This window comes from Bifidobacterium mongoliense DSM 21395 (assembly GCF_000741285.1).
Lineage (GTDB): Bacteria > Actinomycetota > Actinomycetes > Actinomycetales > Bifidobacteriaceae > Bifidobacterium > Bifidobacterium mongoliense.
The window spans coordinates 68,854-87,688 of sequence record NZ_JGZE01000010.1 but is presented as its reverse complement, the minus strand read 5'-3'; the positions used below and the strand labels follow the sequence as shown (position 1 = coordinate 87,688).

The window sequence follows — 18,835 nt, the reverse complement described above, 5'->3', positions numbered from 1 at the left end:
GTGGCCGTGTGGCCGATGCGGGTGATCAGGCGATGTAGGCGATCGCGGCGTCGAGCTCCACGCCTGAGGCGTCGCGCCGCATGTCGGGCTTCGGCAGCTCGACGGGGGTGTTGCCGGCCGAGCTGGCCCGCAGCGGATAGTTGCCGACCCAGGCCGTGAGCAGGGTGTTCTGATCCTTGAGGAACCGTTGCGAACGCACGCCACCGGTGGCCCGGCCCTTCGCCGGGTACATCTCGAGGGGTGTGATCTTGGCCGAACCGTTATCCGTCCCCGCCAGGGCGTCGCCATCGCCGGCCACGGTGAGCACCACGGCTCCGGAGGCGGAGAACAGGCCGTTGTCACCCTCCTCATACGACCAGGGCAGGTGCCGGGCCGGGACGGCGTTGAACGCCATGACGCGACGGTCGGGTTCCAGCTTGATGCCCGCCATGCCCGCCGCCGTGCGGCCCTGCGGTCGCACCAGCTTCGCATCGTAGGTGAGCAGTGAGGAGTCGGAGGAGACGAAGACCAGGCGGTCTCCGTCGGCGGCGTCGGCGGCGAAAACGACCGCATCGCCATCCTTGAGTTCGATGATGGGCCAGGAATCCATGGTCGAGGGCGCCTCCCGGTTCCACCGTTTGACGACGCCGTGCCCGGTGCCGATCGCGAGTGGTGGTCGCCCGTCATCCATCGAGATGGCCGTGACGACGTGTTCGTCCGCCACCGGATCGGTGCTGGAGGTCAGCGCGAGCAACTCATCGGCCCGCACCCCACCGGTCAGTGACAGGGTCACGGTCGCGGGCAGAACCGGCAGATCGGCCACCTGTGCGAGGACGAGACGTCCCGCGGAGGTCACCAGACCGTACGAGGCCCGTGTCGTGGTGGGGACGATGGCGACGATCTGATCGTCGCCGGCCCTGCCGTCGGAAGCCGAGCGGGTGGACCAGATCTCGGCGGCTTCGGGTGTGCTGCGGGCGATCAGTCCGGAGGCGCTGAGCAGCACGGTGCAAGGGGCGTCGTCAAGCTGCAGGGCCGAGGCGGCGGCGTCATGCTGTCCGGCTTTCGTGGCCTTCGCGGCGGCGGCGACGTCGGCTGCCGCCGAGGATACGGTATGCGCCGCCTGGATGGCCGCGATGGCGGAGTGGCGCAGCGAGGCGTCGCCCTCGGCCAGGACCGGGGCCAGGCCGCCCGACGGCCCCTGGTCCAGCAGCACGGTGCGGCGCGGGGTGTCCCAGCGTTCGACCACATCGTCCATGTCGGCGACGATGACCTTGTCGAGTTCCTCGGCGGAGGCGAGGATCCGGTCGAGCTCCGCGATGCTGCGGGCGAGATCGTCGCGTTCGGATTCCAACTCGATGCGGCTGATCTTCGTCAGGCGCCGCAGCCGCAGATCGAGGATGTACTGCGCCTGGATCTCATCGAGGTCGAAGACCTGCATGAGCCGGCCCTTCGCCGCATCGGCGTTCTCCGAGGTGCGGATGACCTGGATGACCTCGTCGATGTCGATGAGCGCCAACAGCAGCCCTTCGACCAGATGCAGACGTTCCTGCGCCTTGCGCCGGCGGTATTCGCTGCGCCGACGCACCACGGTGCGGCGATGGGCCACCCAGACCTCGAGCATCTCCTTGAGCCCCATGGTGTGCGGCCGCCCGTCGACCAGAGCCACGTTGTTGATGGTGAAGTTCTCCTGCAGCGGCGTGTGCTTGAACAGCTGCGCCATGACCGCGTCGGGGTCGAACCCCGTTTTGACCTCGATCACCAGGCGCGTCCCGTTGTGCCGGTCGGTCAGGTCGATCGCCCCGGAGATGCCCTCGAGCTTATGGTTCTTGACGCCTTCGGAGATGCGTTCGAGTATGCGTTCCGGGCCGATCATGAACGGCAGTTCCGTGACGACGACGGCCTTTTTGCGCGCCGTCACGTTTTCGATATGCGCGCTCGCCCGTGTGACCACGGTCCCGCGCCCCGTGCGGTAGGCGTCGCGTATCCCGTCGCGCCCGATGATGATGCCGCCGCCCGGCCAATCCGGCCCGGGCACATAGCGCATGAGCTCCTCGACGTCGGCGTCGGGATGGGCCATGAGGTGTTGCGCCGCCGCGACGACCTCGCCCAGATTGTGGGTCGCCATGTTGGTCGCCATGCCCACGGCGATGCCGGAGGCGCCGTTGACCAGCAGATTCGGGATGGCGGCGGGAAGGACCGTGGGCTCCTGGAGCTTGTTGTCGTAGTTCGGCGTGAAGTCGACCGTGTCCTCGCCGATGCTGGCGTTCATGCCCAGCGCCGCCGGGGCCAGCCGCGCTTCGGTGTACCGCGAGGCCGCGGGGCCGTCGTCCAGGGATCCGAAGTTGCCGTGTCCGTCGACCAGCGGCAGACGCATCGCGAAGGGCTGGGCGAGCCGGACCATCGCCTCGTAGATCGCCGAGTCGCCGTGGGGATGGAGCTTGCCCATGACCTCGCCGACCACGCGGGCCGACTTCATGTAGGCCCGGTCGGGGGCCAGGTTCATCTGGCCCATTTGGTAGACGATGCGGCGTTGCACCGGCTTGAGCCCGTCACGGGCGTCGGGCAGGGCTCGTGCGTAGATCACCGAATACGCGTATTCGAGGAAGGATTTGCTCATTTCCTCGTTCAACGGCGTTTCGACGATATGCTCCTTGACCGTCCTCGGGTCAAAGGACGGGTGTGCCGGTCTACGACGTGCTGCCATTCCTGAAAACTCCCTTGATGTTCGTCACAATCCGCTTCATGGTAGCCGACCGGTTGGCCAACGCCCGCGTCGAAGGCGCCCGGTCGGCAGTCATTGCCGACGCATCTCCGCCTACGGTGATTCAATAAGGGGCATGGGTGTTGAACTACCGTCACGGGAAGAACTGCTGCATTTGGTGACCACGACGAGATACGGCGACGGTTCGCCGCAGGCTGTCTCGACGGATGGGTCACGGAATCCGTCGCACGGGTCATCGGCCGTGAGGGGCGGCCTGCTGCATTTGTCCAGCGTCCTTCCGGCGCTCAGCGACGCCATCGGCGCGCCCGTCGCCACTACCGTGCATCACGATCCCGCGGCGGCGCGGCGGGCCCTGGGCATTCCCGAGGCCCCTTCAGCGATCGTCGTCCTCGTCGACGGCCTGGGATTCTGGAACATCAACGCCCGCATCGGGCATACGCCCTACCTGCGCTCGCTGATGAGGGAGAGCGTCAACCAGCGGTCCATCGCCACATGTTCCCCGAGCACCACCGCCGCCGCCGTGGCGACGTTCGGCACCGGCACTTGTCCGGGCATGACCGGGATGACGGGGTACACGCAACGCAATCCGCAGACGGGCCGTCTCGAACAGCTCATCCAGTTCAAGGAGGCGCCGGAGCCCACCGATCTGCAGCGCCAGCCGACCATCTTCGAGGGGTTGGCCGCGCAAGGCGTGCGGGTGACCAGCTGCGGGCTGCCGAAGTTCGCGCACTCGCCGCTGACCGACGCCGCATTCCGTGGCAGCCACTATGTGGGCGACGAACGCGCCGGTGATCGGGTGCGAGCGACCGTACGGGCGGCGTCGAGCCCGGGGCTGACGTATCTGTATATCCGCGACACGGACAAGATCGGGCACAATTACGGCTGGCAGAGCGAGCGCTGGATAGAAGCCCTCGAGCGCGTGGACTCCCAGTTGGGCATGCTGCACCGGCTCGCGCCTGCGGGCACCGTGATCGTCATCGTCGCCGACCATGGCATGATCTCCTCGGATCCCCGGCAGCGTCTCGATCTGCGCGATCGTCCCGACCTGGCCCGCGATGTCGCCCTGGTGGGCGGCGAGCCCCGGGCGGTGATGCTCTATGCCGAACCCGGTGCGGATCCCGGCGTCATCGCAGGGCGATGGAGTGAGGCGTTGGAAGGGCGGGCGATCGTCAGGACACGCCAAGAGGCCATCGAGGCCGGTGCATACGGGCCGGTCGACCCGCGTGTGGAGCCCATGCTGGGCGATGTGTTGGTGTCCGCGGGGGAGCAGCTCACCATCGTGGACAGCCGGACGCAAAGCGACAAGGCGACACGCCTGCCCAGCGTGCACGGCTCGATGAGCCTGCTGGAGTCCGATATACCTTGCCTGATCGATCTGATCTGACTGGGCTGATTCGACTGGGCTCATTCAGAAGGGACTGGTCGGAGGAGACCGATCGCCGTACGGGTCAGACTGATCGGTGACGGGGGATTATTCCCCGAACAGGATCTCGTCCCAGCTGGGCACTGCGGAACGCCCGGAACGGCGTTTCTGCGCATGGGCTCCCGATGTGTCTTGCTCATGGCCCCCGTGCGGTTGGGGGTCGTCGGCGCCATCCGTCTGTGACGTCTGTGTCGGCGAGACCTGTGCTGTTGGGGTCTGGGTCTGGAGTCCGCCGGTATGTGGGTCGGCCCCGTTCACTGGTTGCGCAGTCTTGGCCGATGTGGTGTCCGTTCCCGCAGGCTGAGGCGTGGCGTTCGCGCGCGACGCGTCGGGAACACGGACCGGGATTGTTGCCGGACCACCGCCCTGCTGATGATGCCGGCTGAACGGCCGGCGTGCGATGGCCGAAATCGGGGTGATCTGCGATGCCTCGTTGGTCCGCGATGCCTCGTTGGTCGCTGACACCGTGTCGGTCGTTGAGGCCGGGCCACCCGGTCGACCGGACGACGGCGTGTCGCGTCGATTCGTCGTTGCGGCGGCGGTCGGGGTGGCGGAGGTCGTGCCCGGTCTGGTCCGGGCGTCATCGTCGGGGTCGTCCGACCATGCCGACACGGCGCGCTGGATGCGGGCGGACCGCACCGAATCGCCCGGGAGTTCCACGCGATCCAGGAATCCGTCCGTCGGCGCGTCGTCGGGGCGTGTCGCGGACGCCGCGGTGTTTCTCGTGCCGGATTCGCCTATGAGCCGTTGGGCGGTCGGATTGATGGGCAGAATGGCGTTGTCGTGCATGTTCCAACTCCAGTCGGCCCGTATGTGCCGGCCCGCCGAGTCGAATCGCGCCGTGACGCGCCATGGTTCGAGACCGCGGCGTGTCGCGGTCCAGTCGACATCCTCCATGCCGATCTGCGCGGCGGCCAGCGAGCGTTCCACGAGTTCGGCGACGGTGTGCATCCGACTCTCCTTGGGAGCGGGCACGGCGAGGAACTGTTCGATGGCATACTGCCGTTCGGTCAGCACCGAAGAGGCGAAACGCCGCACCAGAGCAGCGCTCATGCCGTATCGTTCGGCGACCTTCGCGGGCTGTGCGCCGGCCCGGATCAGGGCCTGGATCTGCGATATCGGCAGGGTGTGGGCCGTGGAGGGCTGTTCGAAGGCGACCCGTTCCGCCTTGATCTGCTTCGCCTCGAGAATCGCGTGTTCCAAGGCGTCGTCGACCTGCACGACGAAAGATGAGCCATGGGCCGAAAACACCAGCTCCCCATGGTCCCCCACGGAGACCAGCGTCGCCTTGTTCTGCGTGTTCTCAGGCATATCGCATCACTTTCCTCATTCTTTGGCCCGTCCGGATGTTCTGCTCATCCCATTGTGCCCCACGTGTCGTATTTTACGAGCTTTTCGAATCGTGTATCCTATGCGGGGTAAAAGTCATGTATTCTATGGCGCAGATCAACGACGCCAACGACGAAAGGAACGCAATGGCTCAGGATTATGATTCCCCCCGCAACAAGGATGAGGATGACGAATCGCTGCAGGCGTTGGGCAAGGGGTCCCAGAATACCGGTGGCGAGGACGATGACGAGAACGCCATCGCCGAGGACTACGAACTGCCCGGCGCCGATCTGAGCAACGAGGATGCCTCCGTGACGGTCATCCCCATGCAGGGTGACGAATTCATCTGCTCCGAGTGCTTCCTGGTCAAGCACCGCAGCCAGTTGGCCTACACCACCGCCGACGGCCAGCCGGTGTGCAAGGAGTGCGCCGCCTGATGGCATTCGACGAGGCCTATAACGAGCCGGAGAACGTCGAGGTGCTCATCACCTCGACCCGACCTGATGTCAAGGCGAACCTGCACTATGCGATCGCCGGGGATGCCGGGGCGGATCTGCGCACCTGCGAGGAAGTCGTGCTCGAGCCCTTCCATCGCGCCCTGGTCCCCACCGGACTGGCGATAGCACTGCCCTCGGGCTATGTGGCTTTGGTCCATCCGCGTTCGGGACTCGCGGTCAAGCGCGGCGTCACCGTGCTCAATGCTCCGGGCACCATCGATGCCGGATACCGTGGCGAGATCAAAGTGCCGTTGATCAACCTCGACCCCGAACGCATTGCGGTCTTCCACCCGGGCGATCGCATCGCGCAGCTGGTCATCCAGCGCTACGTCGAAGCCCGGTTCGTCCATGCCGACACCCTGCCCGGCTCCGACCGGGCCGAGCGTGGGTTCGGGTCGACGGGACTCGGTCGGGTCGCCGGCGCCTGATCGCCGGGTCGCGCCGCAATCCGGCGCAGGTAGGATGGTGTGCAACGAAGAGGGAGGAGCGGACGATGGTCGATAACGAGCCCGATAAGGAGCCCGAGGGCATCGCCTCGCGCATGCTTGGCTGTGAGATCAGCAGCGACCCCTTGGATCCACTGCAGCCCATCCGTGAGATGTGCGCCGACCATCATCCCGACCTGCGTGGTCTCGACGTGCTGGAGCGCGCCTATCGACGCGCCGTCAAACAGCATGCCTCCCAGCGCAGGCGATCCGGCGAGCCCTACATCATCCACCCGCTGGCGGTGGCGCAGATCCTCGCGGACCTAGGCATGGGACCTTCGGTCGTGGCGGCGGGACTGTTGCACGATACGGTCGAGGACACCGATTATTCGCTCGAGGAGTGTCGCGCCGAATTCGGTGACACCATCACCGGTCTGGTCGATGGCGTCACCAAGCTGACCAAGATGGATTACGGCGATTCCGCCCAGGCCGAGACCATCCGCAAGATGGTGGTGGCCATGAGCCGCGACGTGCGCGTGCTCGTCGTCAAACTGGCCGACCGGGTGCACAACGCCCGCACCTGGCGCTACGTGAAGCCCGCCAATGCGCAGCGCAAGGCCCGCGAGACGCTCGACGTCTATGCGCCGTTGGCGAACCGGCTGGGCATGAACGCCATCAAGACCGAGCTCGAGGAACTGAGCTTCAAGGTCCTGTACCCGAAGATCTACAACGAGATCGTCATGTTGGTGGCCCGGCGCACCGGCCAGCGCGACGAGTTCCTCAAGGAGATCGTCGCCGAGATCGACGCCGATCTCGGATCCCAGCACATCAAGGCCTTCATCAGCGGCCGACCCAAGGACTACTTCTCGATCTATCAGAAGATGATCGTGCGCGGCCATGATTTCGCCAACATCTACGATCTCATCGGGGTGCGCATCATCGTCGATTCGATTCCCGACTGCTATGCGGCCCTCGGCGCCGTCCACGCGCGTTGGAACCCCGTGCCGGGGCGGTTCAAGGATTACATCGCCATGCCCAAGCTCAACATGTACCAGAGCCTGCACACCACGGTCGTGGGGCCGGGCGGCCGTCCCGTCGAGATCCAGATCCGCACCAAGGAGATGCACCGGCGCGCCGAGTTCGGCATCGCGGCGCATTGGAAATACAAGGAGAACGCGCAGGCCGGCCGTGCGCTGAGCGCGCCGGATGCCACGGATCGCAACCGCGCCGACGACGATAATCAGGAGCTCAGCCAGGCCGACAACCTCAAGTGGATCCAGCAGCTTGCGGATTGGACCAGCGAGACCCCGGATTCCGACGAGTTCCTGGGTTCGCTCAAAGAGGATCTCGGGGCCGCCGAGGTCTACGTCTTCACGCCGAAGGGCAAGATCATCTCCCTGCCCGCCAAGGCCACCCCGGTCGACTTCGCGTATGCCGTGCACACCGAGGTCGGCCATCGCACCATGGGCGCCCGCGTCAACGGACGGCTCGTGCCGCTCGACACGGTGTTGGAGAGCGGCGATACGGTCGAGATCCTCACCTCGAAATCCGACAACGCCGGTCCGTCGCGCGATTGGCTGAGCTTCGCCAAGAGCCCCAAGGCGCGCAACAAGATCAGGCAGTGGTTCAGCAAGGAGCGTCGTTCCGAGGCCATCGAGGAGGGCCGGGACGAATTGGCCCGCGCCATGCGCAAGCGCAACCTGCCCGTCGCCACGCTGCTCACCCCGGAAGCCTTGGTCGGCATCGCCGACGATCTCAACTTCGACAACGCCGACGCCGTGATGGCGGCGATAGGCGAGGGTCAGGTCTCCACGCAGAACGTCATCGCCCACCTGGTCAAGGACGCGGGGTCCGATGAGGTCGACGAGGAGGTCGAGCAGGAGGCCCTGCCGTTGCGGCAGATGGAACGCAACCGCACGACCACGAGTTCGACCGGCATCTCGGTCAAGGGCGTGGGCGACGTCTGGGTCAAGCTGGCCCGCTGTTGCACGCCGGTGCCGGGGGATTCCATCGTGGGCTTCATCACCCGTAACGACGGCGTTTCCGTGCACCGCGCCGATTGCCAGAACATGCTCAGCCTCGAGCAGAACCAGCCCGAGCGCGTCATCGAGGTCTCCTGGACGAGCACCAAGGGCCTGTTCATGGTCAAGATCCAGGTCGAGGGGCTCGATCGTCAGCATCTGCTGTCGGATGTGACCCGGGTGCTCTCCGACCACGGCGTCAACATCATCTCCGGTTCGGTGTCCACCGGATCGGACCGCGTGGCGACCAGCCAGTTCTCCTTCGAGATGGCCGACCCCCAGCATCTCAACCGTCTGCTCGCCTCGGTGCGCAAGATCGACGGCGTCTTCGACGTCTATCGCATCACCGGAGCCAAGGATTCCGCACGTCCACGGTTGCGCAGCATCTGAATCGGCGACGCCCAATACGACGAACGCCCGGATTCCCACCGCGGTAAGCGGGGAGTCCGGGCGTTGGGTTCGTGGCCGTGTCGGCGACCGGGCCATGACGGTCATGCCGCATGGCCTGATCAGTACTGGTCAGGCGGGAAGCACCTCGATGGATTCGATGAACGCGGGTTCCAACGGCGCATCGCGACGGTCCGTGGGCAGCGCCTGCAGCTTGTCGACGACCGCCTTGGATTCCGGATCGGCGACCTCGCCGAAGATGGTGTGGTGGCCGTTGAGCCAAGGGGTCGGGACGGTCGTGATGAAGAACTGCGAACCGTTCGTGCCATGGGCCTTGCCGTCGGACCCGCGGCGCAGGCCGGCGTTCGCCATGGCGAGCAGATACGGGTGGTCGAAGGTCAGCGCCGGCACGATCTCGTCGTCGAAGTCGTACCCCGGGCCGCCGGTGCCGGTGCCCAGCGGGCAACCGCCCTGGATCATGAAGTCCTTGATGATGCGGTGGAAGGTCAGACCGTCGTAGAAGGGCTTGGTCGAGGCCTCGCCGGTGGCCGGATCGGTCCACTCGCGGGCCCCGGTGGCGAGGTCGAGGAAGTTGCGCACCGTCTTCGGCGTCTGATCGTCGAAGAGGGTGATGGTGACGTTACCTGCTGAGGTATGCATGATGATGGTGCTCATGGGTGTCAGTCTGTCATGGCAGCGGGACGTCGACGGGCGTGCCGCACCGGATGTCCGTCGGCGCGAATCGTTGCGGCTCCGGGGTTCTGCAACGGGCTATAACCAACGCGTATGGGCTCGCCGTTGCCCGGAGCGGGCGTCGTTCCGTATAGTGACGGTGTCCGGGCGCCCGAGGGGTGCCGCGGCGGAGAGTGAATGAGAGGACAGAGACCATGGCAGACGACAATCAATGGTCCGGGGCCGAAGGTGCCCCGGAGGAGCCGGTGCGTGAAAACCACACCGTGCGCAACATCATCATCGCGGTGCTCGTGGTGGCCCTGGTGGCCGTCGCGGCGGTGTTCGGCGTGAGGGCCCTGCGTTCGGGCGACGGGGAGGCGGCCAAGGGCACGCCTTCCAATCCGGTGAAAATCGGTGTCGTGGGTGCCACGAGCCCGCAGTGGGTCGTGTTCAAGCAGAAGGCCGAGCAGGAGCATCTGTCCGTCAAGATCGTCGATTTCCAGGACTACACCTCCGAGAACCCGGCGCTCGACGCCGGCGACCTCGACCTCAATGAGTTCCAGCATCTGCTCTACCTGGCCAACTACAACGTCAAGAACAACAAGACGCTGCGCCCGATCGGCGGCGTGGCCATCTACCCGATGGGCATCTATTCGGCCAAGGTCCGCGACGTCAAGCAGATCGCCGAGGGCAGCACGGTGGCCATCCCCAACGACGAGACGAACCAGGCCCGCGCACTCGGCGTGCTCGAATCCGCCGGCCTGATCAAGCTCAAGGGCAAGTGGACGGCGTTCTCGACACCCGCGGACGTCGACGCGAGCGCCTCCAAGGTCAAGGTCACCGCGTTGAAGGCGGAGCAGGTCGCCAACGCGCTCAAGGACCCCCAGGTCGCCGCGGGCGTCATCAACAACGACTACGTGTCCGACGCCGGGCTCAAGACCACCGACGCCATCTACCGAGACGACGCGAACAGCGCCTCGGCCCGGCCGTACATCAACGTCTTCGTGGCCCGCAAGGCCGACGTCGACAATCCCGTCTACCGCAAGGTCGTCACCATCTTCCAGAGCAAGGAGGTGCTCGACGCGCTGCAGCGCAAATTCAACGGCACCGCCTCGTTCGCGACCAAGTACAGCGCCGCCGACCTGCAAGGGTTCCTGGCGGACATCGAACGGGACGCCGGGTCGGCGAAGTAGGCCACGGGTCCACCCGCTGACGCAGAGGACGGACCCCGGTCCGCGGTGACGTGTCCATGGTGCGGCGATCGCCTGATCGCCGCACCATCCAGCCACGACCGGAGCGGCGAGTAGCATGATGTCCGCTCGCGCGGCGAGGCGCCCGGACACGAACGCGGTGCGTCTCTCGCAGTGGGGGTTGTACCAGTACCGGATGTGAGGATGAATGGCGGTGGCAATGGCAGACGAGATCATCACGCTGGACCATGTGGTCCGGGAGTTCCGTCGCAAGGGCGGCGAGACCGCGCACGAGGGCGTCGTGCGTGCGGTGGACGATGTGAGCCTGAGCGTGCGCGCCGGCGACATCTACGGCATCATCGGGTACTCCGGCGCCGGCAAGTCCACGTTGGTGCGTCTCATCAACGCTCTGGAACGGCCCACGTCCGGCCAGGTGAGGGTGATGGGCACCGATATCACCGGGTTGTCGGAGACGAAGCTGCGGACCATCAGACAGAAGATCGGCATGATCTTCCAGCAGTTCAATCTGTTCTCGACCAAGACGGTCGCCCAGAACATCGCCTATCCGCTGCAGCTCGACCATTGGCGCAAGGATTACCAGGAGCGCCGGGTGCGCGAGCTGCTCGAGTTCGTCGGTCTCGAGGACCACGCCTCGAAATATCCGTCTCAACTGTCGGGCGGGCAGAAGCAGCGGGTCGGCATCGCCCGCGCCCTGGCGACGAACCCCAAGATCCTTCTGGCCGACGAGGCCACCAGCGCGCTGGACCCCGAGACCACCGAAGAGGTCCTGGCGCTGCTCAAGCGCGTCAACGAACGCCTGGGCGTCACCATCGTGCTCATCACCCACCAGATGGCCGTGGTTCAACGGATCGCGAACCGCGTCGCCGTGATGAGTGCAGGCCGTGTCGTCGAGCGTGGACCGGTGTATGACGTCTTCGCGGCGCCCCGGCGGGACGTGACTAGGCGGTTCATCGCCACGGCGCTCGCCGGCGTGCCCGATGAGGCCCGCGTAGAGGCCCTGCACCGGGAGTGGTCCGGGCGCATCGTCACGGTCCTCGTCCGGCAACGGCCGGTCGCCTCGGGGCCGGACCGGCCCGCGGTGCCGGTCTCCGGACAGGACGTCTCCGAGCTGCTCGCCCGCTATGACATGCGCAGCGACCTGCTGTTCGGCGGCATCGATACCGTCGGCGGCGCGGCCGTCGGCGCCATGACCTACGAACTCGATATGGGCCGTCCGGGAGCCGACGCGTTCCTCGAGGCCCTGCGAGAGCACAGCGATGTGGTCGATTTCGGGACCGCCGCGGCACCGGTCGCCTACGACGATGCCGTGGCTCGGGTGAGGGATACCGGCGCAAGGGACGGCGTAACGGACGATGCGCTGGACGATGCATCGAACGATGCAACGAACGATCAGGTAGGGGAGGACGCGTGATGCGGGAATTCGTATGGTACGGCGACGCGCATGGCGCCGGTGTGGTCGAGGCGGTGGGCGAGCGCGATTGGCAGGTGCTGCGCCCGCTCCTGATCGATTCGGTGGCGCAGACGTTGGAGATGGTCTGCGCCACCCTGTTGATCGGCGGGTTCCTCGGGCTCATCCTCGGCGTGGTGCTCTACGGCACCCGTCCCGGGAACCTGTTCGGCAACGCCGTCGTCTATCGGGTGCTCGACACGGTCGTCAACATCATCCGGCCGATCCCGTTCATCATTTTCCTGGCCGCCATGCAACCGGTGACCATCTCGGTGGTCGGCACGTCGATCGGCACCGCGGCCGCGGTCTTCCCCATGGTCGTGATGTGCACGGTGGCCACCTCCCGTCTCGTGGAGCAGAACCTCGTGCCCGTCGATTCCGGTGTCATCGAGGCCGCGCGTTCCATGGGCGCCTCGAAATTCACCATCATCCGCACGGTGCTTATTCCCGAGGCGCTGGGTCCGCTCATCCTGGCCTACGCCTTCATGTTCATCGCGGTGCTCGATATGTCGGCGATGGCCGGATACATCGGTGGCGGCGGACTGGGTAATTTCGCCATCGCCTACGGCTACCAGAAGTTCGATCCGGTCGTGACGTGGACGGCGGTGATCATCATGATCGTCCTGGTCCAATGCGTGCAGGCGGTGGCCAACGCCTTCGCCAAACGCATGATCAACCGTCAGCACTAAACCGGACGGCAAGACATCGGTGGGCATGAGACCGGTCGGTAGGGTGCCCGTCGCGTGCGGCATCCGTCGAGGAGGGTTTCGTCGATACGGATTGGTTGCGTCGGCACAGAGTATGGAGGCATCATCATGGTCGATCATGAAGACGTGGACATCACGATAGGGGACGAGCTGCTGGAGGTGCGCCATCATCTGCACGCCCATCCGGAACTCGGATTCCGCGAGCGCGACACCAGCGCGTACCTGACCCGTTGGTTGAGCGAACATGGCGTGGAAATCCTCGACAACCCCGTGTCATCAGGGGTCCTCGCCCTCATCCACGGGGCCCATCCGGGGCCGCATATCGCCCTGCGCGCGGATATCGACGCTCTGCCCATCACCGAACAGACCGGCCAGGCCGACAGTTCACGCAACGATGGGGTCATGCACGGCTGCGGGCACGACATCCACATGACCGGGCTGCTGGCCGCCGCGCAATGGCTCGCCGGCCACCGTGATGCCGTCCACGGGGACATCACCTTGGTCTTCCAACCCTCCGAGGAAACCGGCGAAGGGGCTCAGGCCCTGGTCGACGCCGGTGTCCTCGACGGCATCGACGCGATCATCGGCACGCACAACAATCCCGACTACGAGCCGGGGCAGATCGCCGTCGGCGTCGAGCCGATGATGGCGGGATGCGTGAAGTTCTCGGTCACCCTGCACGCCCAGGGCACGCACGCGGGGTACCCGGACCGCGGCACCGGACCCCTCGAGGCGCTCGCCTCGATGATCCTGGCCACTCAGACGATCGTGAGCCGTAACGAGACGCCGTTCCATCCATTGGTGGTGTCGGTGACCGCGGTGCGCGGCGGCGACGTGTGGAACGTCATCCCCGCCGAGGCCGGTTTCATGGGGACCGTACGCTACTTCTACCCGGAGGACGGGGCCATGGCCGAGCGTCGTTTCCGTGAGATCGTCGCGGGCACGGCGTCCTCCTACGGCATCACCGCCGACGTGGATTGGAACGATTTCGCGATACCGCTCGTCAGCGATGCCGCGTTGGTCAAGGCCGTCATGCAGGATGTGCCCGGATATGCGACCTTGGCGGCGATACGCCCATCGATGGCGGGCGAGGATTTCTGCGAGTATGCGTCCCGCACCCGGCTGCTGTTCGCCTTCATCGGGTCGAACGGGCGGCCCGGTTATCACGGGTTGCACAGCCCGCGGTTCGTCGCCCTCGACGATGCCATTGCACCGACCGCACGCTTCTACGCGCATGCGGCGTTGCGGGTGCTGGACGAATTGGGCCGCTAGCTCCCACCATGGGTCCCCTGCGCCGTTCACGGCTGGGGAACCCTCGGGGAGACGCCCGGTTGCGGGGTTAGTATGGGTGCATGACTCAACTGCGTTTCGCCCTGGCACAAATCGACACCTGCGTGGGTGACCTGGACGGCAACGCCGCCCTGGTCATGCAATATGCGCGCCGGGCCCGCCGAGGGGGAGCCCGGGTCGTCGTCTTCCCCGAGATGACGCTGACCGGGTATCCGATCGAGGATCTCGCCCTGCGTGCCACCTTCCGCAAGGCCGCCTGGGACAAGGCGGATGCGTTGGCCCAGGCGCTCAAGAAGGAGCACATGGGTGACCTGTTCGTCGTGGCGGGCACCGTGGGCACCGATGTCGAGGGCGACAAGCCCCGCAACCGTCTCGTCGTCCTGCACGACGGGGTCGTCTGGGCCGGATACGACAAGCATTTCCTACCCAACTACGGGGTCTTCGACGAATTCCGCATCTTCTCCTCCGGCGAGCGTTCGGTCGTGCTCGATGTGGACGGTGTCCGTATCGGCCTGGCCATATGCGAGGACATCTGGCAGGATGGCGGCCCCGTCGCGCAACTCGCCAAGGAACACATCGATCTGCTCCTGACCATCAATGGCTCGCCCTACGAGGAGGGCAAGGTGCATACCCGCGTCGATCTGGCGGCTCGGCGCGCGCATGAGGTCAACGCCCCGGTCATCTACCTCAACCAGGTAGGCGGACAGGACGATCTGGTCTTCGACGGCGGCAGCTTCGTGGTCGACGCGGACGGCACCGTATTGCAGCGTTCGGTCATGTTCTCCCCGGCGATCGACTTCTGGGATTTCGACAGCAGCGCCGATCATCAGCGCCGGGCGCGCATCGCCGCCGCCCTCGACCCCGATCACGAGGTCTACGCGGCCTGCGTGCTGGGGCTCGCGGACTACATGGTCAAGAACCATTTCACGGGCGTGTGCCTGGGGCTGTCCGGTGGCATCGATTCGGCCCTCGTGGCGACCATGGCCGCGGACGCCTGCGGAGGAGCGAACGTGCAGGGCATCTCGATGCCGAGCATGTACTCCTCGGACGGTTCGAAGGATGACGCCGCCGAACTCGCGCGCAATCTGGGCGCACGGTACGACGTCCGGCCGATCGAGCCGTTGTTCACCGCCTTCCAGCGGCAGCTGTCCCTTGAAGGGGTCGCGGCCGAGAACCTGCAGGCCCGCGTGCGTGGCGTGATCGTGATGGCCTACTCCAACAGCCGCAATCTGCTGGCCCTGGCGACGGGCAACAAGTCGGAACTCGCCTGCGGGTATTCGACCATCTACGGCGACGCCGTAGGCGGATACGCCCCCATCAAGGATCTGCTCAAGACCCGGGTGTGGGATCTGGCCCGCTGGCGCAACCAGGCCGCCTCCGAAGGTATGGCCTTGGGGCAGGTGCTCGTGTGGCATGCCCGGCACGGCGCGCACGACGTCGGCGAGCTCATCCCGCGCAGCAGCATCGAGAAGCCGCCCAGCGCCGAGCTACGCCCCGGGCAGAAGGATTCCGATTCCCTGCCGGAGTACGAGTTGCTTGATCAGGTGCTGGCGGCCTACATCGAGCATGCCCACGGCAGGGCCGACCTGCTGTGTGACGGGTTCGACGAGGATACCGTCGATACGGTGATGCGCCTGGTGGATAGGGCCGAATGGAAGCGGCGGCAGTATCCGCTTGGTCCTAAGGTGACGGCCTTGGCGTTCGGCCGCGACCGCAGGCTGCCGATCACCAGCGCATTCAGGGAATGAGCGGGGTGGGGGACCACGGTCCCTCGAACGGCGGCCGGTCGTGCGGTTGCACCGTATCGTGACGATGAACGAAGGAGCGGAACATGGATGACGACAGGGTCGATTCCCACGAAGGAGAACGTGCGGACACAAGGGGTGACGCCGGTGGTCGGCACGACGCCGGCATGCCGGACCAAGGCTACGGTGAACGGGCGCAGTGGTACGTCAACACCGTCACCGGCGAACCCGAGTTGGGCATGAAGTCCCCCGTGACCCAACGCATGGGGCCATATGCCAGCAGGGAGGACGCCATGCGTGCGTTCCAGATCGCCGAGGAGCGCAACGCCCTGTGGGACGCCGAAACGAAGGCGTGGAACCGGTGGGGTGACGATGACGGCACCGATCGCGGGGATGGCCGGGTGGCGGACCGGTAGAAGGACCAGTCGTGACGTGAACGTTCACACGATATGGTGCGTATGCCACGGTGCAGTGTGAGGTAACTCACGTTGAGTTCCGAGACGTTGTCGACTAAGGGTGCCTACAATGGCCTCAGGCGGGGCGCATGAGAGCGTTTCGTACAACACGAAGGAGTGATTATGACAGCAGTCGAAGAAGCCGCTCTGTCTCCCGAGGAACTCAAAGCACAAGCCTGGCATGGCTTCAATGGTGGCAATTGGGAGCGCGACATCGATGTCCGCGACTTCATCCAGAAGAATTACACGCCGTATGAGGGCGATGAATCCTTCCTGGCCGACGCCACCGACAAGACCAGGAGCATGTGGGAATATCTTGACGAGCATTATCTCGCCGTCGAGCGCAAGCAGCGCGTCTACGATGTCGACACCCACACCCCGGCGGGTATCGACGCCTTCCCGGCCGGCTACATCGAGAGCCCGGAGGTCGACAACGTGGTGGTCGGTCTGCAGACCGATGTCCCCTGCAAGCGTGCGATGATGCCCAACGGCGGCTGGCGCATGGTCGAGCAGGCCATCAAGGAGGCCGGCAAGGAGCCCGATCCCGAGATCAAGAAGATCTTCACCCGCTACCGTAAGACCCATAACGACGGTGTCTTCGGCGTCTACACACGCAACATCAAGATCGCCCGTCACAACAAGATTCTCACCGGTCTGCCCGACGCTTACGGCCGTGGCCGCATCATCGGCGACTACCGTCGCGTCGCCCTGTACGGCGTCGACGAGCTCATCGCGATGAAGAAGCGCGACAAGGATTCGATTCCGTATCGCAACGATTTCACCGAGCCCGAGATCGAGCATTGGATCCGCTTCCGTGAAGAGCACGACGATCAGATCAAGGCACTCAAGCAGCTGCTTAAGCTGGGCAACGAATACGGTCTCGACCTCTCCCGCCCGGCGGTGACCGCGCAGGAGGCGGTGCAGTGGACTTATATGGGCTACCTCGCCTCGGTCAAGAGCCAGGATGGCGCGGCCATGAGCTTCGGCCGCAACTCCGCGTTCTTCGATTGCTATTTCGAGCGCGACCTCAAGAACGGCGCGCTCGACGAGCAGGGCGCCCAGGAGATCATCGACCAGATCGTCATGAAGCTGCGCATCGTGCGGTTCCTGCGTACGCTGGACTACGACAAGATCTTCTCCGGCGATCCATACTGGGCCACTTGGTCCGATGCGGGCTTCGGCGATGACGGCCGCCCGATGGTGACCAAGACCTCGTTCCGTCTGCTCAACACGCTGACGCTCGAGCACCTGGGACCCGGTCCCGAGCCGAACATCACCATCTTCTGGGATCCGAAGCTGCCTGAGGGCTACAAGCGCTTCTGCGCACGCATCTCGATCGACACCTCGGCCATCCAGTACGAGTCCGACAAGGAGATTCGCAACCACTGGGGTGACGACGCCGCGATCGCGTGCTGCGTGTCCCCGATGCGCGTGGGTAAGCAGATGCAGTTCTTCGGCGCCCGCGTCAACTCCGCGAAGGCGTTCCTCTACGCCATCAACGGTGGTCGCGACGAGATGACCGGCATGCAGGTCATCGACAAGGGCATCATCGAGCCCGTTCGCCCGTCGGCCGACGGCAGCCTGGACTTCGAGCAGGTCAAGAGCAACTACGAGAAGGCGTTGCAGTGGCTGTCCGAGACCTATATCGAGGCGTTGAACATCATCCACTACATGCATGATAAGTACGCCTACGAGTCCATCGAGATGGCGCTGCACGACAAGGAGGTCTACCGCACCTTGGGTTGCGGCATGTCCGGCCTGTCGATCGCCGCCGACTCCCTGTCCGCGCTCAAGTACGCCAAGGTCTACCCGATCTACAACAAGGACGCCAAGAACCTCGAGGGTCACGAGGCCGAGTACGTCGAGGGCGCCGATGACGACCTGGTGGTCGGATACCGCACCGAGGGCGACTTCCCGGTCTATGGCAACGACGACGATCGCGCCGACCAGCTGGCCACGTGGACGGTGAAGACCGTCATGGGGCAGATCAAGCGCCTGCCGATCTATCGCGACGCCGTGCCGACGCAGTCCATCCTGACCATCACCTCGAACGTGGAGTACGGCACCAACACCGGCTCCTTCCCTTCGGGCCACAAGAAGGGCGCGCCTTATGCTCCCGGGGCCAACCCCGAGAACGGCATGGACGCGCACGGCATGCTGCCGTCGATGTTCTCCGTGGGCAAGATCGACTACGACGATGCGCTCGATGGCATCTCGCTGACCAACACGATCACGCCCGACGGCCTGGGCCGCGATGAGTCCGAGCGGGTGAACAACCTCGTGGGCATCCTCGATGCGGGCAACGGTCACGGTCTGTACCACGCCAACATCAACGTGCTGCGCAAGGAGCAGCTCGAGGACGCCGTCGCTCATCCCGAGAAGTACCCGCATCTCACGGTGCGCGTCTCGGGCTACGCGGTGAACTTCGTCAAGCTCACCCGCGAGCAGCAGCTCGACGTCATCTCCCGTACCTTCCACCAGGCTCGGTCGTTGACTGAATGGAGGTCGGCCCGGTGAACGGATCC

The 18,835-nt window shown here is 65.4% G+C and carries 14 protein-coding genes; 11 read left to right on the top strand and 3 right to left on the bottom strand.

Features of this window, described 5'->3' with window-relative positions; genetic code table 11:
* Positions 1-25 precede the first annotated feature (25 nt).
* Positions 26-2,683: a DNA gyrase/topoisomerase IV subunit A gene (locus BMON_RS04360; protein WP_033511135.1), complete on the bottom strand. Its 2,658-nt coding sequence runs from the start codon at positions 2,681-2,683 to the stop codon at positions 26-28.
* Positions 2,684-2,816: 133 nt separating this feature from the next.
* Here BMON_RS04360 and BMON_RS04355 point away from each other — a divergent pair, with 133 nt between their 5' ends.
* Positions 2,817-4,085, top strand: a complete 1,269-nt coding sequence (locus tag BMON_RS04355; protein WP_033511133.1) for an alkaline phosphatase family protein — start codon at positions 2,817-2,819, stop codon at positions 4,083-4,085.
* 87 nt (positions 4,086-4,172) lie between these two features.
* Here the strand turns inward: BMON_RS04355 and sepH are convergent, their stop codons facing one another.
* A complete protein-coding gene (gene sepH, locus BMON_RS04350; RefSeq protein ID WP_033511131.1) occupies positions 4,173-5,435 on the bottom strand; it encodes a septation protein SepH in 1,263 nt (420 codons plus the stop codon).
* A 164-nt stretch (positions 5,436-5,599) separates the two neighbouring features.
* On the opposite strand from sepH, the gene BMON_RS04345 reads away from it, so the two are divergent.
* The 3 genes from BMON_RS04345 to BMON_RS04335 all read left to right on the top strand — a co-directional run bounded on the left by BMON_RS04345 (position 5,600) and on the right by BMON_RS04335 (position 8,786).
* Positions 5,600-5,890: a DUF4193 domain-containing protein gene (locus BMON_RS04345; RefSeq protein ID WP_033511350.1), complete on the top strand. Its 291-nt coding sequence runs from the start codon at positions 5,600-5,602 to the stop codon at positions 5,888-5,890.
* Complete coding sequence (gene dut, locus BMON_RS04340) at positions 5,890-6,378, top strand: dUTP diphosphatase (protein WP_033511129.1); 489 nt, start codon at positions 5,890-5,892, stop codon at positions 6,376-6,378. The genes BMON_RS04345 and dut overlap by 1 nt, the downstream gene beginning before the upstream one ends.
* Positions 6,379-6,443: 65 nt before the next feature.
* Positions 6,444-8,786, top strand: a complete 2,343-nt coding sequence (locus BMON_RS04335) for a RelA/SpoT family protein (protein WP_033511127.1) — start codon at positions 6,444-6,446, stop codon at positions 8,784-8,786.
* A gap of 129 nt (positions 8,787-8,915) precedes the next feature.
* On the opposite strand, the gene BMON_RS04330 is transcribed toward BMON_RS04335, so the two are convergent.
* Positions 8,916-9,458: a peptidylprolyl isomerase gene (locus BMON_RS04330; RefSeq protein ID WP_033511125.1), complete on the bottom strand. Its 543-nt coding sequence runs from the start codon at positions 9,456-9,458 to the stop codon at positions 8,916-8,918.
* A 212-nt stretch (positions 9,459-9,670) separates the two neighbouring features.
* Between BMON_RS04330 and BMON_RS04325 the strand changes: the two genes are divergently transcribed.
* The 7 genes from BMON_RS04325 (at position 9,671) to BMON_RS04295 (ending at position 18,827) form a co-directional block, all read left to right on the top strand.
* Positions 9,671-10,648, top strand: a complete 978-nt coding sequence (locus tag BMON_RS04325; protein ID WP_033511123.1) for a MetQ/NlpA family ABC transporter substrate-binding protein — start codon at positions 9,671-9,673, stop codon at positions 10,646-10,648.
* A gap of 217 nt (positions 10,649-10,865) precedes the next feature.
* On the top strand, positions 10,866-12,077 hold the full coding sequence (locus tag BMON_RS04320; RefSeq protein WP_033511120.1) for a methionine ABC transporter ATP-binding protein: 1,212 nt from the start codon (positions 10,866-10,868) through the stop codon (positions 12,075-12,077).
* Between the two features lie 119 nt (positions 12,078-12,196).
* Positions 12,197-12,802, top strand: coding sequence for a methionine ABC transporter permease (locus BMON_RS04315; RefSeq protein WP_237745335.1), 606 nt, complete (start codon positions 12,197-12,199; stop codon positions 12,800-12,802).
* 126 nt (positions 12,803-12,928) lie between these two features.
* Positions 12,929-14,092 (top strand): M20 metallopeptidase family protein, encoded by a 1,164-nt coding sequence (locus BMON_RS04310; protein WP_033511118.1) that lies wholly within the window; start codon positions 12,929-12,931, stop codon positions 14,090-14,092.
* 80 nt (positions 14,093-14,172) lie between these two features.
* Positions 14,173-15,858 carry an NAD+ synthase gene (locus BMON_RS04305; protein ID WP_033511116.1) on the top strand — a complete coding sequence of 562 codons (1,686 nt, stop codon included), beginning with the start codon at positions 14,173-14,175 and terminating at the stop codon, positions 15,856-15,858.
* A 164-nt stretch (positions 15,859-16,022) separates the two neighbouring features.
* Complete coding sequence (locus BMON_RS04300; RefSeq protein WP_033511346.1) at positions 16,023-16,271, top strand: hypothetical protein; 249 nt, start codon at positions 16,023-16,025, stop codon at positions 16,269-16,271.
* A 162-nt stretch (positions 16,272-16,433) separates the two neighbouring features.
* Positions 16,434-18,827: a formate acetyltransferase gene (locus BMON_RS04295; RefSeq protein WP_034885298.1), complete on the top strand. Its 2,394-nt coding sequence runs from the start codon at positions 16,434-16,436 to the stop codon at positions 18,825-18,827.
* Positions 18,828-18,835: the final 8 nt, after the last annotated feature.